We start from the raw sequence: 14,998 nt of genomic DNA on the forward strand, positions 1-14,998 counted from the left end.
CCGCGCCTATGCGCTGGCGTATCTGAAGAGCCACCCGGAGATTCAGCCGAACATGACCTGCATGGTCCGGCAGATGCAGACCACCGCGCAGGGCATTCCGCTGGAAATCTACTGCTTCACCCGCACCACGGTGTGGGCCGATTACGAGCGGATTCAGGGCGATATTTTCGATTACCTGCTGGCGGTGCTGCCGGAGTTCGGGTTGAGCCTGTATCAACAGCCGAGTGGCGGGGATTTGCGCGCAGGCTTGCTGCCAGCGGTGTTGGGCTCGGCGAGTATTCCGGAGCCGGAAAAACACCTGATGTAACCCAAAGATCAAATGTGGGAGCGAGCCTGTTCGCGAATGCAATGTGTCAGTTGACCCATACTTATCTGACCCAACGCCTTCGCGAGCAGGCTCGCTCCCACAGGGGTTATGCGGCGGCCGGGGATTTGCGGATACCCAACCGACTGATCCACACCGCTGCCAGAATCACACCCCCACCAAGGAACAACCGCCCCAGTTCCTCATGCTGATTCCAGATCAGCAGATTCAACAACAATCCCACCGGCACATGCAGGTTGTTCATCACCGCCAGTGTGCCGCCGTTGACCATGCATGCACCTTTGTTCCACCAGTACAGACCCAGCGCCGTCGACACCAGCCCGAGAAACAGCAACACCGCCCATTGCAGCGGCGCTTCCGGCAGGAAGTTCGACTTGCCGAACAACAGGAACGCCGGCAGCACCACCGCCAATGCGCCCAGGTAGAAATAACCGAAACGGCGGTAATGCGGCAGATCGCTCGGATGCTTGGCCACCAGATGCTTGTACAACACTTGCCCGGCGGCGTAGGTGAAGTTGGCCAGTTGCAGCAGCAGGAAGCCCATGAAGAAGTCGGGACTGATGCTGTCGAAGCGAATCACCGCCGCACCGCCCACGGCCACCAGCGCAGCAACCAATGCCCACGGATTAAAGCGGCGGTTCAGCGCGTCTTCGATCAACGTCACGTGCAGCGGCGTGAGAATCGTGAACAGCAACACCTCCGGCACCGTCAGCACACGGAAGCTCAGGTAAAGGCAGACGTAAGTCACCCCGAACTGCAACGCGCCGATCAGCAACATGCCACGCATGAACGCCGGCTCCACCGAACGCCAGCGTGTCAACGGTATAAACACCAGCCCCGCCAGCACCACACGCACCAGCACCGCGAAGTAACTGTCGACATGCCCGGCCAGATATTCGCCGATCAGACTGAAGGAAAACGCCTGGATCAGCGTGACAAAAAGTAGATAGCCCATGCTCGCCTCGAAAATCGAATGGCGGCGACGATAGCGGGTTTTGCGCCAGACCGCGAACCCTCGAACAACACAAATCCCTGTGGGAGCGGGCTTGCCCGCGATGAGGGAGGGTCAGGCAAGTATTTGTCGACTGACACTCCGCCATCGCGGGCAAGCCCGCTCCCACAGGGACTTATGTGAAATTCGGATGTGCAGTGTTCAGAAAAATCGCAGACAAAAAAAAGCCCGATCTCGCTAAAGCGTTCAATCGGGCTACAGCACTCAGGAGCAGAAGTGCAAAGGGAGGTTCGATGCGCGGGGAACCTTGAAGGGGTTGCGCCAGGTCACTAGACCATCCAGCGATTATCTGGCGATTAACCGATCAAGCGACCTGAGACAGTTTGGCGTTGGCCTGATTCAGGCCCTTCTCCTGGAAGTCACCGCCCAGGTTCATGCCCTCGGCATGGATAAAGGTCACGTCGTTGATCCCGATGAAACCCATCACCTGGCGCAGGTACGGTTCCTGATGATCCGCCGGGCCACCGGCATACACACCACCGCGAGCAGTCAGGACAAAGGCGCGCTTGCCGTTGAGCAGACCTTGCGGACCGGTTTCGGTGTACTTGAAGGTCACCCCGGCGCGCAGCACATGATCCAGCCAGGCCTTTAGCGTGCTCGGGATCGCAAAGTTGTACATCGGTGCAGCCATCACCAGCACGTCAGCGGCGAGCAGCTCATCAGTCAATTGGTTGGAGCGGTCCAGCGACGCCTGTTCGCTGTCGTTGCGCTGCTCGACGGGTTTCATCCAGCCACCGAGCAAGTTGGCGTCCAGATGCGGCACCGGGTTCGCGGCGAGGTCACGCACGGTGATCTGATCGGCAGGGTGCGCGGCTTTCCACTGAGCGATGAAGGTCTGGGTCAGTTGACGGGAAACCGAGTCTTGCTGGCGGGCACTGCTTTCGATGATCAGAACGCGGGACATGGTGTGTAGCCTCCATCCGAGAATGTTGTAAGTCGATGGAGTGAAGGTTAAACAGAGTCTAATCGATGAAAAAGCGCAAATATCCGCTGTAATCCATCGATAAATTCGTTTATAAGCTAAACCCATATCCCCTGTGGGAGCGAGTCTGCTCTCGAAAGCGGAATGTCAGTCACATCATCTCTGGATGACACTCCGTCTTCGCGAGCAGGCTCGCTCCCACAATGGAACCCAAGGTGTTCAGAGTACCGAGCTTATTTCGGGGTGCAGGTCAGTTTGATGCGCAGCTTGATGATCTCGCGGGTGAACTTGGCCGTAGCGTTTTTATGCTTGCCCGCCGGGACATCGATGCTGCGGGTGCGCGGTGCTTCCGGGCCGTTGCTGAACACCGCTCGGCAGGTCGCATCGACGTCACCGTAATTGGCCACGCGGATTGAGCCGATGTCGTTGTCCGTGTCGTAAGTCTCGTAATCGATCTTCATGCCGTTGAGATCCTTTTGCACGTCGATCGGATAGGCAAACGCGGTCAACGGCAGCAGCGCCAGCACCACACAACAGAATTTTTTCATTCGGCAGTCTCCATGAGGGACGGCCAGCTTAGGACAAGAGGAGCTATTGATGAAAGCGCCCCGCGTGACCCTTGATCAATGGCGAACGTTGCAGGCCGTGGTCGACCACGGCGGATTCGCACAGGCCGCCGAGGCCCTGCACCGTTCGCAATCGTCGGTGAGCTACACCGTCGCCCGCATGCAGGATCAGCTCGGTGTGCCGTTGCTGCGCATCGACGGGCGCAAAGCCGTGCTCACCGAGGCCGGCGGCGTATTGCTGCGCCGTTCGCGGCAATTGGTCAAACAGGCCAGCCAACTCGAAGACCTCGCCCATCACATGGAGCAAGGCTGGGAAGCGGAAGTGCGGCTGGTGGTCGATGCGGCCTACCCGAGCGCGCGGATCGTCCGTGCCCTGACCGCGTTCATGCCGCAGAGTCGCGGCTGCCGCGTGCGTCTGCGCGAGGAAGTGCTGTCGGGGGTCGAGGAAGTGCTGCTCGAAGGCGTGGCGGACCTGGCCATCACCGGCCTGAGCATTCCCGGCTACCTGGGTGCGGAGTTGAGCGATGTCGAGTTCGTCGCCGTTGCCCACCCTGATCACCCGCTGCATCGGCTCAACCGCGAGCTGAGCTTTCAGGATCTGGAAACCCAGATGCAAGTGGTGATCCGCGACTCCGGCCGCCAGCAGCCGCGCGATGTCGGCTGGCTCGGCGCCGAACAGCGCTGGACCGTCGGCAGCCTCGCCACCGCCGCGACCTTTGTCAGCAGCGGCCTGGGCTTTGCCTGGCTACCGCGGCACATGATCGACCGCGAACTCAAGGATGGTTCGCTCAAGCTGCTACCGTTGGACCGAGGCGGCAGCCGCAATTCGAGTTTCTATCTGTATTCGAACAAGGACAAACCCTTGGGCCCAGCCACGCAAATCCTCATCGAACTGCTGCGCACCTTCGACACCTTGCCGCTGGACGCACCGTTTGCCGCACCTGAACAAGCCTGACACGGAGTTCACCGATGGCGTATTTCGAGCACGAAGGTTGCAACCTGCACTACGAGGAATATGGCCACGGTGCGCCGTTGCTGCTGGTTCACGGGCTCGGCTCGAGCACCCTGGACTGGGAAATGCAGATCCCCGCGCTGGCCGCGTACTACCGGGTGATCGTCCCGGACATTCGCGGCCACGGGCGCTCGGACAAACCCCGCGAGCGCTACAGCATCGCCGCATTCAGCGCCGACCTGCTCGCCCTGATCGAACACCTGCGCCTCGGCCCGGTGCACTATGTCGGGCTGTCGATGGGCGGAATGATCGGCTTTCAACTGGCTGTCGATCAGCCGCAAGCGCTCAAGAGCCTGACCATCGTCAATAGCGCGCCACAGGTCAAATTGCGCAGCCGCGATGATTATTGGCAGTGGTTCAAACGCTGGAGCCTGATGCGCCTGCTCAGCCTGGAAACCATCGGCAAAGCCCTCGGCAGCAAACTTTTCCCCAAGCCGGAACAGGCCGATCTGCGACGGAAAATGGCCGAACGCTGGGCAAAAAACGACAAACGTGCTTATCTCGCCAGCTTCGATGCGATCGTGGGCTGGGGCGTTCAGGAACGACTTTCCCGGGTGTCCTGTCCAACGCTCGTCATCAGCGCCGACCGTGACTACACACCGGTGGCGTTAAAGGAAACCTATGTAAAACTGCTGCCGGATGCGCGGCTGGTGGTCATTGACGACTCGCGCCATGCCACCCCGCTCGATCAACCCGAACGCTTCAATCACACGCTGCTGGATTTTCTCGCCACAGCCGACCTTCACTCTCAGGATCACTGACCCATGCTGAAAAAACTCGCCCTCGCCGCCGGCTCCGTACTGTTTGCCGCCAACCTGATGGCTGCTACCCCGGCCAAGGCGCCTCACGTGCTGCTGGACACCACCAACGGCCAGATCGAAATCGAACTGGACCCGGTCAAGGCACCGATCAGCACGAAGAACTTCCTTGAATACGTCGACAGCGGCTTCTACAACAACACCATTTTCCACCGCGTGATCCCGGGTTTCATGGCTCAGGGCGGCGGCTTCACCCAGCAGATGCAACAGAAAGAAACCAAGGCGCCGATCAAGAACGAGGCCAGCAATGGCCTGCACAACGTTCGCGGCACCCTGTCGATGGCGCGTACTTCCAACCCTGATTCGGCGACCAGCCAGTTCTTCATCAACGTCGCCGACAACGCGTTCCTCGACCCGGGTCGCGACGCCGGTTACGCGGTGTTCGCCAAAGTGGTCAAGGGCATGGACGTCGTGGACATCATCGTCAACTCGCAGACCACCACCAAACAAGGCATGCAGAACGTGCCTGTCGACCCTGTGATCATCAAGTCGGCCAAGCGCATCGACTGAGTTTCGCCGGGCATATCGAGCGGCGTGGGGCTGAGCCTGCGCCGCTCGCACTGATAAAAGGAGAGCCCGGATTCCGGGCGGTTATCTGATGCTCTATCGCCGTTTCGAACAACTGATCGATATCTTCCGCGACGCCCCGACGGCGTCCCCGCCGGACCGCGTCTGGCCCTTCTACGTCTATTACCTGAAGCAGGTCTGGCCAAGTTTTGCTGCCCTGCTCGTCATCGGCCTGTTTGCCTCGTTGATCGAAGTAGCGTTGTTCAGTTACCTGAGCCGCATCATCGATCTGGCCCAAGGCACGCCCAACCCGAATTTCTTCAGCGACCACGCCCTCGAATTGACCTGGATGCTGGTGGTCGCTCTGGTGCTGCGACCGATCTTCTTTGCCCTGCACGACCTGCTGGTGCATCAGACCCTGAGCCCCGGCATGACCAGCATGATCCGCTGGCAGAACCACAGCTACGTGCTCAAACAGAGCCTGAATTTCTTCCAGAACGACTTCGCCGGGCGCATCGCCCAGCGCATCATGCAGACCGGCAACTCACTGCGCGATTCTGCCGTGCAAGCGGTCGACGCGCTGTGGCACGTGGTGATCTATGCGATCAGTTCGCTGGTGCTGTTCGCCGAGGCCGACTGGCGCCTGATGATCCCGTTGCTGACCTGGATCGTCGCTTACATCGGCGCGCTGTATTACTTCGTGCCGCGGGTGAAGGAGCGCTCGGTGGAAGCCTCTGACGCGCGCTCGAAACTGATGGGGCGCATCGTCGATGGCTACACCAACATCGCCACGCTGAAATTGTTTGCCCACACCAACTTCGAACAGCACTACGCCAAGGAAGCCATCGAAGAACAGACCGTCAAAGCGCAAATGGCCGGTCGCGTGGTGACCAGCATGGACGTGGCGATCACTACCATGAACGGCCTGCTGATCGTCGGCACCACCGCGCTGGCGTTGTGGCTGTGGACGCAGTCGCTGATCACCGTCGGCGCGATTGCCCTGGCCACCGGCCTGGTGATTCGTATCGTCAACATGTCCGGCTGGATCATGTGGGTGGTCACCGGCATTTTCGAAAACATCGGCATGGTTCAGGACGGTCTGCGCACCATTTCGCAACCGGTCAGCGTCACCGACCGCGAGCAGGCCAAACCGCTGGCCGTGGCCTCGGGCGAAGTGCTTTTCGAGCACGTGGATTTTCACTACGGCAAGAAGCGCGGGATCATCGGCGACCTCAACCTGAACATCAAACCGGGGGAAAAAATTGGTTTGATCGGCCCGTCCGGCGCTGGCAAATCAACCCTGGTCAACCTGTTGCTGCGCCTGTACGACGTCGAGGGCGGGCGCATCCTGATCGATGGGCAGAACATTGCCGAAGTCGGCCAGGAAAGCCTGCGTGCGCGGATCGGCATGATCACTCAGGACACCTCGCTGCTGCACCGCTCGATCCGTGACAACTTGCTTTACGGCAAACCCGACGCCACCGACGCCGAACTGTGGGAGGCGGTGCACAAGGCTCGCGCCGATGAGTTCATTCCACTGCTATCCGACGCTGAAGGCCGCAGCGGTTTCGACGCGCATGTCGGCGAGCGCGGGGTGAAACTCTCGGGCGGTCAGCGCCAGCGCATCGCGATTGCGCGGGTGCTGCTCAAGGACGCGCCGATCCTGATCATGGACGAAGCCACCTCGGCACTGGATTCGGAAGTCGAAGCAGCGATTCAGGAAAGCCTCGAGACCTTGATGCAGGGCAAAACCGTGATCGCCATCGCCCACCGTCTCTCGACCATCGCGCGCATGGACCGTCTGGTGGTGCTGGAAAACGGCAAGATCGCCGAGAGCGGCACCCACGCCGAACTGCTCGCCCATCGTGGTTTGTATGCACGGTTGTGGGCGCACCAGACCGGAGGGTTTGTCGGTATCGATTGATCGCGCGATATGATCGTTCCCACGCTCCGCGTGGGAATGCCTCAAGGGACGCGGAGCGTCCAGTGACGCGGAGCGTCACGGCCTGCATTCCCACGCAGAGCGTGGGAACGATCATGGTCAGGTTTGGCGATAAGGCAACGCGGTGCGGGCCTCTTCGGCATAGGCCAGAACCCCGGCGCGCTCCTGCTGGAGGAAATCCTTCACCGCCGCTTTCAGCCCCGGATGGCGCAGGTAATGCCAGGAATGGGTGATCACCGGTTCGAAGCCGCGAATCAACTTATGCTCGCCCTGTGCCCCGGCATCGAAACGCTGGATGCCTTGGGCAATCGCGTAATCCATGCCCTGGTAGAAACACGTCTCGAAATGCAGCCGATCAAACTCGGCCAGGCAGCCCCAATAACGCCCGTAGAAACTGTCGCCACCGACCAGGCTGAACGCCATCGCCACCGGCCGTGAGCCCTGTTTGGCCAAGACCACGCGAATCGCTTCGGGCATGCGTTCAGCCAGCAGACTGAAGAACTCGCGCGTCAGATATGGCGCCTGACGCCGCACCGCGTAGGTGTTGGCATAGCAGGCGTACACGAAATCCCACTGCGCCTCGCCCAGCTCACGCCCCTCCAACCACTCGAACTCAAAGCCCTGCCCCGCCACCTGCTCGCGTTCCTTGCGCATCTGCTTGCGCTTGCGAGAGCTGAGGGCGTCGAGGAAGTCCTGAAAGTCGCGGTAATCACGGTTCTGCCAGTGATATTGACAGCCGATGCGCTGCAGCCAGCCCGGTTGCTCGGCCATCGCCGCATCGGTAAACGGATCAGTGAAATTGATGTGCGCGCTGGAGAGCTCTTCGATCTGCAAATAGCCGGTCAGGCTTTTCAGCAGTTCGAAACCGTCCTCCACTGTTGCCGCCAGCAAGCGCGGGCCGCTGACCGGACTGAAGGGCACGGCAGTCAGGAGTTTGGGGTAGTAATCAATGCCGGCGCGGGCGCAGGCATCGGCCCAGCCGTGATCGAAGACGTACTCGCCGTAGGAATGCCACTTGCGATAACTGGGGAGTGCGGCGATCAGTCGATCATCTTCGACGTGCAGTAAATGTTCGGGCTGCCAGCCTGTATGCGGGCCGACACTGCCGCTGTCTTCCAGCGCGCTGAGGAAGGCGTGACGCAGGAACGGCTGGTTGTCCGGCACCAGCGCATCCCAGCTTGCCGGGGCGATTTCTGACAGGTCTTGCAGGCGTTGCAACGGCATTCACTGGCACTCCACAGCTTGGCGACAAAGCCCGGCGAGTATCGCTGATCGCGACCCCGTTGCACACGCTCAATCGGCCGACAGCGCTCTAACTCGATAGTTCACGCCTGATCCGCATCGTCATCAACCTGCCATCACTGTGCCACCGCCCTGTCATAAACCATCGCGATACTGGCGCCTGTTTTTAGAGCGCCGGGTTCTAACCCGGACACAGTTTTCCGGCCTTCAGGCCGGTTGTGCCCAGGATGGTTCAGCCATCCCCTTCATCTTCGGAGATTGCTATGCGTCTTGCTTCCACGAAAACTGCAGCGGCCCTGTGCGGCGGCTTGTTGCTGGCCATGAGCGTTCCGGCCAGTGCTGCAGTCGACGCCAAACTGCTCGACATGCTCAAGGCCAACGGGTCGATTTCCCAGGCGCAGTACATCGAGCTGCAAACAGAACTGGCCAAGGATCAGAAGGCTCAGCAAATCGCCCAACAGGCGCAGCAGGAAACCAACGAACAAGTGGCGGCGGTCGCGAAGAAGACCAACGAACAGAGCCTGTTCGATCAGAAACTGGCCTGGGCGGCCAAGACCCAGTTCAAGGGCGACGTCCGTATCCGTCAGGAAACCATCAAGATCGACGGCGAGCCGAACAACGGCGGCCGCGACAAGGACCGCCAGCGCATCCGTGCGCGTCTGGGCGCCTATACCGAGATCAACCCGCAAGTCGACACCGGTATCCGTATCGCCACCGGCGGCGGTGACGACGCGCGCTCGACCAACCAGGATCAGGACAACTACTTCGACAAGAAGCAGATCTGGCTCGACCTCGGCTACATCGACTATCACCCGGATCAGATCAAGAACCTGCACGTGATCGGCGGCAAGATGCTGCAACCATGGGTAAGCATGGGCGACGTGATCTGGGACAGCGACATCAACCCGGAAGGTCTGGCCGTTACCTACAAATACCCACTGGGCGGCAGCGCCGAACTGTTCGGCAGCCTGGGTAACTACAACCTCAAGGACAACGTTGACGGCGACGGCGTGCAATTCCGCCACGACCTGCGCCTGACCGCTGGCCAGTTGGGCAGCCGCTTCAACATCACCGACAACCTGAAGATGACCGTCGGCGGCAGCGTTTACGCTTACCAGAACGACGATGACAGCCGCTGCACCGGCACCTCGACGCCGTGCGCGCTGGCAGTCAACGGCAACTCGGCCGACAACGAATTCCGTCTGTATGAAGGGTTCAGCCAGATCGACATCGGCGGCCTGCCAATGCCGCTGTCGTTCTACGGCCAGTACGTGAAGAACAACGATGCCGTAACCGATCAAGACACCGCATGGTTGCTCGGCGCCAAGTCGAAAGTCTTCGGCTTCAACCTCGACTACAACTATCGCGACGTGCAGCGCAACGCCGTGGTCGGCGCCTTCACCGACTCCGACTTTGCCAACGGCACCACCGGTTCGCGCGGGCACAAGTTCAAGGTCGGTTACGACATCGACAAGAACTTCGCCGTCGGCGCCACGTACTTCCTGACCAAGGCCGACTTCGCCAGCCGCAGCCAGCGCGATGCAGATGCCAACACCCTGCAGCTGGATGCTGAAGCGAAGTTCTAAGAAAACAGCTACAAGCTTCGAGCGACAAGCTGCAAGTCACCGCTCCCCTTGCGACTTGTCGTTCGAAGCTGATGTCCTGCAGCCCGGTGCAATGCCAGCGATCCCCATCATCCGTTCGCTGACGCTGCCCCGGGCTGACTCTTTCAAGGACTGTCGTCGCGCCTCTGCGTCGCCAGACGCTCAGCCAAAGCATCCACTCCCTCTTCCGGTTGTTCCGGCAGCGCCTTCAGGGTTGCCTGCATCACGCGCATCTGCCGCATGAAGCGCCGGCAGTTGGGGCAGAACAACAGGTGATGACGCACCATCAGCGTCTCGCGAAAGCTCAGTTGGCCATCGAGATAATCGCTGGATCGTGCCACTTGCTCCTTGCAGGTCAACATTCTCCTGTCTCCTCAAAATGTTCCACGGTCGCGAAGACCTTCAAGCGTGCCCGGTGCAGCAGCACGCGGACATTGGAGAGCGAGATCTCCAGAAGATTACAGATATCTTCCAGCTCCAGCCCCTGGCGTTCGCGCAACAGCAGGACACTGCTCTGCAACTCGGACAGACTCAGCAACGTGTGTTCGAGGCATTCGCGCAGTTCGTTTTCGGTGAGCAGCGCCTCTGGGGTGTCCTGATGCCAGGCAAATGGCGCGACCAGCCAATGACCGTCGCTCGAGGAAAATCGATCGTCACCGATGGTGCCGTGAGGTGCTGGCAAGTCATCGAGCAACACTTCCCGGCGATTGAGCTTGTAGCGACTCTTGGCCGAATTGGCGGTAATGGTCAGCAACCAGGTCTTAAGGCTGGAACGGCCTTCGAAGCTGGCCAGATGGCGCACCACCGACAGCCAGGCATCCTGCACCACTTCCTCGACATGACGCTGGCCGACAATCGCGTAAGCCACGGCGCGCATGGCGCTCTGATAGGTGGTGACCAGTTCCTTGAAAGCCTTTTGCTCCCCCGCCAGCAGGCGCGTGAGCAGTTGGGTGTCGTCAGCCGCCATCCATCAATCCCCTTGTCCGGACTTCGAAAATGAACGCGGCAGGTGTGCACCTGCCGCGACGTCCGAAAAATTACAGCGTTTCAATCGCTTCGAATGTAGGAAAGATCGACGCGATTAAGGGGAAATTAACCTGTTTCAGCGCTTGCGCAGCAACACGCTACCAATCGAGTAACCGGCACCGAAGGAGCTGAGCACCGCCAGCGAACCCGAGGCCAGATCATCTTGGTATTTGTGGAAGGCAATGACCGAACCGGCCGAGCTGGTGTTGGCGTAGCTGTCGAGAATCACCGGGGCTTCTTCTTCGGTAGCTTCGCGGCCGAGCAGCTTGCGCACGATCAGGTGGTTCATGCTCAGGTTGGCCTGGTGCAGCCAGAATCGCTTCACGTCGCCGACGTTGAGCTGGTTCTCTTCCAGGTGCTCGCCAATCAGTTCGGCGACCATCGGGCAGACATCCTTGAACACCTTGCGGCCTTCCTGCACGAACAGCTTGTCGCGGGCACCGATGCCCTCTTCCGCCGCTCGGTTGAGGAAGCCGAAGTTGTTGCGGATGTTGTTGGAGAACTTGGTCAGCAGTTTGGTGCTGACCACGTCGAACTGGTACGGGGAGGTCGCCAGATCCGCGCGCTCGATGATCACCGCAGTCGCGGCATCGCCGAAGATGAAGTGGCTGTCGCGATCACGGAAGTTCAGGTGCCCGGTGCAGACCTCCGGGTTGACCATCAGGATCGCCCGCGCCTGGCCAAGCTGTACGCTGTTGGCGGCGGCCTGGATGCCGAAGGTGGCCGAAGAACACGCCACGTTCATGTCGAAACCGAAACCTTCAATGCCCAGCGCTTCCTGGACTTCGATGGCGATGGCCGGGTAGGCGCGTTGCAGGTTGGAGCAGGCGACGATCACGCCGTCGATGTCGGCGGCGGTTTTGCCGGCTCGTTGCAGGGCTTGTTCAGCCGCGCCAACCGCCATCTGGCAGAGCACCGACCATTCGTCGTTGGAACGCTCGGGCAGGCGCGGGGCCATGCGTTGCGGATCGAGGATGCCGTCCTTGTCCATGACAAAGCGGCTCTTGATGCCCGAGGCTTTTTCGATGAACGCGGCGCTAGATTCGGTCAGGGCCTGGACTTCACCGCTGGCAATCGCCTCGGCGTTATCGGCGTTGAACTGGGCGACGTAGGTATTGAAAGACTGCACCAGCTCTTCGTTGGAGATGCTGTTGGCCGGTGTGTACAGGCCGGTGCCGCTGATGACGACGTTATGCATGGTCGTTTCTCTAATCTGTTCAGGCAGAAAGTGCTGGAACCGTCGTACCAACACGCAAAGGGTCTATTCCCATCCGGGGGACGCAAACCTGGCATCGTTTTATTCCGCAGCGCGACACGGCCGAAGGCTCTGGGTCGCGAAACGGCGGGTTATGGTGGCGAAGTTTGCCATAAACCCAGAATTTTGGCGCCTTTCTCCTGCTCAACTCGATCCCTGCAGGAGCTGCCGAAGGCTGCGATCTTTTGATGATCGTTCCCACGCTCCGCGTGGGAATGCAGCCCGTGACGCTCCGCGTCACTGGACGCGGAGCGTCCCCAGAGGCATTCCCACGCAGAGCGTGGGAACGATCGATGAACCGAGGCGTAGGTCTTGGGGCGGCTTCGCCACCCAGCGGGGATAAATCCCCTCGCCACAAAGACCGCTTCCTCAGGGGGATTGTGTATGGCTGCAGGTCAGGGCTCGACCTGGCTCCACTGTTTGCTCAGGCGCTTGTCGGAGATCGGCACTTTCGTCCCCAATTGTTGAGCGAACAGCGACACGCGGTATTCCTCCAGCCACCAGCGGTACAACTCCAACTGCGGATCGCGCTTGCCTTCCTGCGCATGCTTGGCTGCGCGGGTCTGGTATTGCGTCCACAGGCCAGCGAGTTCGCCACTCCAGACGCGATCCTTCTGCACCTGTGCGCCGAGTTTCTCGAAACGTTGCTCGACCGCTTTCAGATAACGCGGCAACTCCTTGAGCCACTGCATCGGCGTTTCGCGGACGAAACCCGGATAGACCAGATTGCCGATCTGTTGCTTGATGTCGTTGAGTGCCACCGCTTGCGCCAGATCGATCTTGCCCTTGAAGCGTTTTTGCAGACCGTGCCAGATCTTGAGGATTTCCAGCGTCAGCCGCGCAACCCGCTCGGCGTGCTCGGTCCAGTTGCCGCGTTTGCGTTCGGCCAATGCCGCCAATCCGGCGCCATCGCGGGGCAACGGGTCTTCACCTTCGAGAATGCAGCTGTCGAGGCTGGCCAGCAGAATGTCTTCGACCAGCGCATCGACCCGGCCCAGTTCGCGATACAGCAAGCCCAGTTCAGTCTGCCCGGGCAACTTGCCGCGCAGGAATTTCGCCGGCTCGGCCAGTTGCTGCATGAGCAAACGCTGCAAGGCGCGACGATGCTGGAACTCGGCCTCGGCGGGGGTAGAGAAGCGTCCCTCCTTGACCGTGCCGCCCTCTTCCACCAGCGCCGGGTACACCGTCATCGACAGCCCGGCGATCTTCTGCTGGGTCTTTTCCGCCACCGGGGCAAAGACTTTTGCCTCGACCGGTTGCTGACTCTTCGCACTCTGCGGCACCGCCAGCGCGGCCTGGCTGGCTTCGGCGAAGCGCGCGGTCAACTCAGCCAGATCGCGGCCTTCGCCAAGGAACTTGCCCTGGCCATCGACGATTTCGAGGTTCATGCGCAGATGGCTCTCAACCTGCTGCGCCGCTTCCCCCCACGCTTCATCGCTGACCCGCGCGCCGGTCATGCGCAGCAGCTCGCGACCGAGCGCTTGCGGCAGCGAACCTTCGGCGAAAGTCATGCGCTGCAACGCGGCCTTGATGAAGTCCGGCACTGGCACGAAGTTCTTGCGCAGGGCTTTCGGCAGGTTGCGCACCAGGGCTATGCATTTGGCCTCAATCAAGCCCGGCACCAGCCATTCCAGACGCTCCGGCGGCAACATCGGCAGCAACGGCGCCGGCACCCGCAAGGTCACGCCGTCGCGCGGGTGATTGGGCTCGAAATGATAAGTCAGCGCCAGTTCCAGATCGCCAATGTGCAACGTATCCGGGTAATCACGGGCGGTGACTTCGCTGGCCTCGCGGGCCAGCACGTCTTCTTCGCGCATGATCAGCAGTTGCGGATCTTTCTGGCTGTTAACCTTGTACCAACTGTCGAAGGTCGCGGTCTGGTGGATCTCCGCCGGCAGACGTGCATCGTAGAAGGCGTACAAAGTTTCTTCGTCGGCGAGAATGTCGCGACGGCGAGCCTTGGCTTCCAGTTCGTCGAGCTGCTCGAGCAGTTTCTGATTGGCGCTCAGGCATTTGGCCCGCGACTGAATCTCGCCGCGCACCAGGCCTTCGCGGATAAACAGCTCACGGGATACCACCGGATCGACCGGGCCGTAATGCACCGGGCGACGACCGACGACGATCAGGCCGAACAGGGTGATCTGCTCGTAGGCGACGACCTGGCCGCGCTTCTTTTCCCAATGCGGCTCGAAGTGGTTCTTCTTGATCAGGTGCCCGGCCAGCGGTTCGATCCAGTCGGCGTCGATCTTGGCGACCATGCGCGCGTAAAGCTTGGTGGTTTCCACCAGCTCAGCGGTCATCAGCCACTGCGGGCGCTTCTTGCCGATGCCCGACGACGGATGAATCCAGAAGCGCCGTTGGCGGGCGCCGAGGTAATCGCCGTCTTCGGTTTTCTGGCCGATCTGGCTGAGCAATCCGACCAGTACCGCTTTGTGCAGCTTCGGATAATCCGCCGGCTCTTTGTTCAGGCTCAGCTGCATGTCGCGGCAGATCAGGCTCAACTGACGATGAGAATCACGCCACTCGCGCAAACGCAGGTAATTGAGGAAGTTCTTCCGGCACCAGTTACGCAGCGGGTTGGCGGTCAGCGCCTGGCGCTGTTCTTCAAAACCACGCCACAGATTGACCAGCCCGGCGAAGTCGGAATCCGGATCCTTCCATTGCGCATGGGCCTGATCCGCCGCTTGCTGACGCTCCGGTGGACGCTCGCGCGGGTCCTGAATCGACATGGCGCTGGCGACGATCAGCACTTCCTGCAAGCTGCCGA

13 protein-coding genes and 1 pseudogene are annotated in these 14,998 nt (G+C 60.6%); 6 read left to right on the forward strand and 8 right to left on the reverse strand.

What is annotated here, in order from left to right; genetic code table 11:
* Positions 1-307: pseudogene (locus OQK_RS03820) on the forward strand (mechanosensitive ion channel domain-containing protein); the annotation flags it as partial.
* A gap of 106 nt (positions 308-413) precedes the next feature.
* On the opposite strand, the gene OQK_RS03825 reads toward OQK_RS03820, so the two are convergent.
* The 3 genes from OQK_RS03825 to OQK_RS03835 form a co-directional block, all read right to left on the reverse strand.
* Complete coding sequence (locus OQK_RS03825; RefSeq protein ID WP_016771196.1) at positions 414-1,280, reverse strand: carboxylate/amino acid/amine transporter; 867 nt, start codon at positions 1,278-1,280, stop codon at positions 414-416.
* A gap of 361 nt (positions 1,281-1,641) precedes the next feature.
* Positions 1,642-2,241: an FMN-dependent NADH-azoreductase gene (locus tag OQK_RS03830; RefSeq protein WP_016771197.1), complete on the reverse strand. Its 600-nt coding sequence runs from the start codon at positions 2,239-2,241 to the stop codon at positions 1,642-1,644.
* Between the two features lie 251 nt (positions 2,242-2,492).
* The gene (locus OQK_RS03835) at positions 2,493-2,807 is read right to left on the reverse strand and encodes a hypothetical protein (RefSeq protein WP_016771198.1); all 315 of its coding nucleotides are present in this window, start codon (positions 2,805-2,807) and stop codon (positions 2,493-2,495) included.
* A gap of 49 nt (positions 2,808-2,856) precedes the next feature.
* Here OQK_RS03835 and OQK_RS03840 point away from each other — a divergent pair, with 49 nt between their 5' ends.
* The 4 genes from OQK_RS03840 (at position 2,857) to OQK_RS03855 (ending at position 7,086) form a co-directional block, all read left to right on the forward strand.
* Positions 2,857-3,780 carry a LysR family transcriptional regulator gene (locus tag OQK_RS03840; RefSeq protein ID WP_016771199.1) on the forward strand — a complete coding sequence of 308 codons (924 nt, stop codon included), beginning with the start codon at positions 2,857-2,859 and terminating at the stop codon, positions 3,778-3,780.
* A 14-nt stretch (positions 3,781-3,794) separates the two neighbouring features.
* Positions 3,795-4,598, forward strand: coding sequence for an alpha/beta fold hydrolase (locus OQK_RS03845; RefSeq protein ID WP_016771200.1), 804 nt, complete (start codon positions 3,795-3,797; stop codon positions 4,596-4,598).
* Positions 4,599-4,601: 3 nt separating this feature from the next.
* Entirely contained in the window at positions 4,602-5,165 is a 564-nt protein-coding gene (locus tag OQK_RS03850) for a peptidylprolyl isomerase (RefSeq protein ID WP_016771201.1), read from the forward strand.
* Positions 5,166-5,253: 88 nt separating this feature from the next.
* A complete protein-coding gene (locus OQK_RS03855) occupies positions 5,254-7,086 on the forward strand; it encodes an ABC transporter ATP-binding protein (protein ID WP_016771202.1) in 1,833 nt (610 codons plus the stop codon).
* Positions 7,087-7,203: 117 nt separating this feature from the next.
* Here the strand turns inward: OQK_RS03855 and OQK_RS03860 are convergent, their stop codons facing one another.
* The gene (locus OQK_RS03860) at positions 7,204-8,328 is read right to left on the reverse strand and encodes a GNAT family N-acetyltransferase (RefSeq protein WP_016771203.1); all 1,125 of its coding nucleotides are present in this window, start codon (positions 8,326-8,328) and stop codon (positions 7,204-7,206) included.
* Positions 8,329-8,609: 281 nt separating this feature from the next.
* On the opposite strand from OQK_RS03860, the gene OQK_RS03865 reads away from it, so the two are divergent.
* Entirely contained in the window at positions 8,610-9,932 is a 1,323-nt protein-coding gene (locus OQK_RS03865; RefSeq protein WP_016771204.1) for a putative porin, read from the forward strand.
* 143 nt (positions 9,933-10,075) lie between these two features.
* Here OQK_RS03865 and OQK_RS03870 read toward each other — a convergent pair whose 3' ends face one another.
* The 4 genes from OQK_RS03870 to hrpA form a co-directional block, all read right to left on the reverse strand.
* Entirely contained in the window at positions 10,076-10,312 is a 237-nt protein-coding gene (locus tag OQK_RS03870; RefSeq protein WP_016771205.1) for an anti-sigma factor family protein, read from the reverse strand.
* The gene (locus OQK_RS03875) at positions 10,306-10,917 is read right to left on the reverse strand and encodes an RNA polymerase sigma factor (RefSeq protein WP_016771206.1); all 612 of its coding nucleotides are present in this window, start codon (positions 10,915-10,917) and stop codon (positions 10,306-10,308) included. Before OQK_RS03875 ends, OQK_RS03870 begins: the two co-directional genes overlap by 7 nt.
* A 135-nt stretch (positions 10,918-11,052) precedes the next feature.
* Positions 11,053-12,174 carry a beta-ketoacyl-ACP synthase III gene (locus tag OQK_RS03880; RefSeq protein WP_016771207.1) on the reverse strand — a complete coding sequence of 374 codons (1,122 nt, stop codon included), beginning with the start codon at positions 12,172-12,174 and terminating at the stop codon, positions 11,053-11,055.
* A 452-nt stretch (positions 12,175-12,626) separates the two neighbouring features.
* A partial coding sequence (gene hrpA, locus OQK_RS03885) for an ATP-dependent RNA helicase HrpA (RefSeq protein WP_038860524.1) occupies positions 12,627-14,998 on the reverse strand: 2,372 nt, incomplete at its 5' end.

Origin of the sequence: Pseudomonas sp. R62, assembly GCF_000257605.1 — a bacterium.
Classification (GTDB): Bacteria; Pseudomonadota; Gammaproteobacteria; order Pseudomonadales; family Pseudomonadaceae; genus Aquipseudomonas; species Aquipseudomonas atacamensis.

Coding starts and splice junctions, on each gene's coding strand:
- OQK_RS03845 (WP_016771200.1), top strand. CDS start 3,795: ATGGCGTATTTCGAGCACGAAGGTTGCAACCTGCACTACGAGGAATAT.
- OQK_RS03865 (WP_016771204.1), top strand. CDS start 8,610: ATGCGTCTTGCTTCCACGAAAACTGCAGCGGCCCTGTGCGGCGGCTTG.
- OQK_RS03830 (WP_016771197.1), bottom strand. CDS start 2,241: ATGTCCCGCGTTCTGATCATCGAAAGCAGTGCCCGCCAGCAAGACTCG.
- OQK_RS03855 (WP_016771202.1), top strand. CDS start 5,254: ATGCTCTATCGCCGTTTCGAACAACTGATCGATATCTTCCGCGACGCC.
- OQK_RS03840 (WP_016771199.1), top strand. CDS start 2,857: ATGAAAGCGCCCCGCGTGACCCTTGATCAATGGCGAACGTTGCAGGCC.
- OQK_RS03835 (WP_016771198.1), bottom strand. CDS start 2,807: ATGAAAAAATTCTGTTGTGTGGTGCTGGCGCTGCTGCCGTTGACCGCG.
- OQK_RS03825 (WP_016771196.1), bottom strand. CDS start 1,280: ATGGGCTATCTACTTTTTGTCACGCTGATCCAGGCGTTTTCCTTCAGT.
- OQK_RS03870 (WP_016771205.1), bottom strand. CDS start 10,312: ATGTTGACCTGCAAGGAGCAAGTGGCACGATCCAGCGATTATCTCGAT.
- OQK_RS03850 (WP_016771201.1), top strand. CDS start 4,602: ATGCTGAAAAAACTCGCCCTCGCCGCCGGCTCCGTACTGTTTGCCGCC.
- OQK_RS03860 (WP_016771203.1), bottom strand. CDS start 8,328: ATGCCGTTGCAACGCCTGCAAGACCTGTCAGAAATCGCCCCGGCAAGC.
- OQK_RS03875 (WP_016771206.1), bottom strand. CDS start 10,917: ATGGCGGCTGACGACACCCAACTGCTCACGCGCCTGCTGGCGGGGGAG.
- OQK_RS03880 (WP_016771207.1), bottom strand. CDS start 12,174: ATGCATAACGTCGTCATCAGCGGCACCGGCCTGTACACACCGGCCAAC.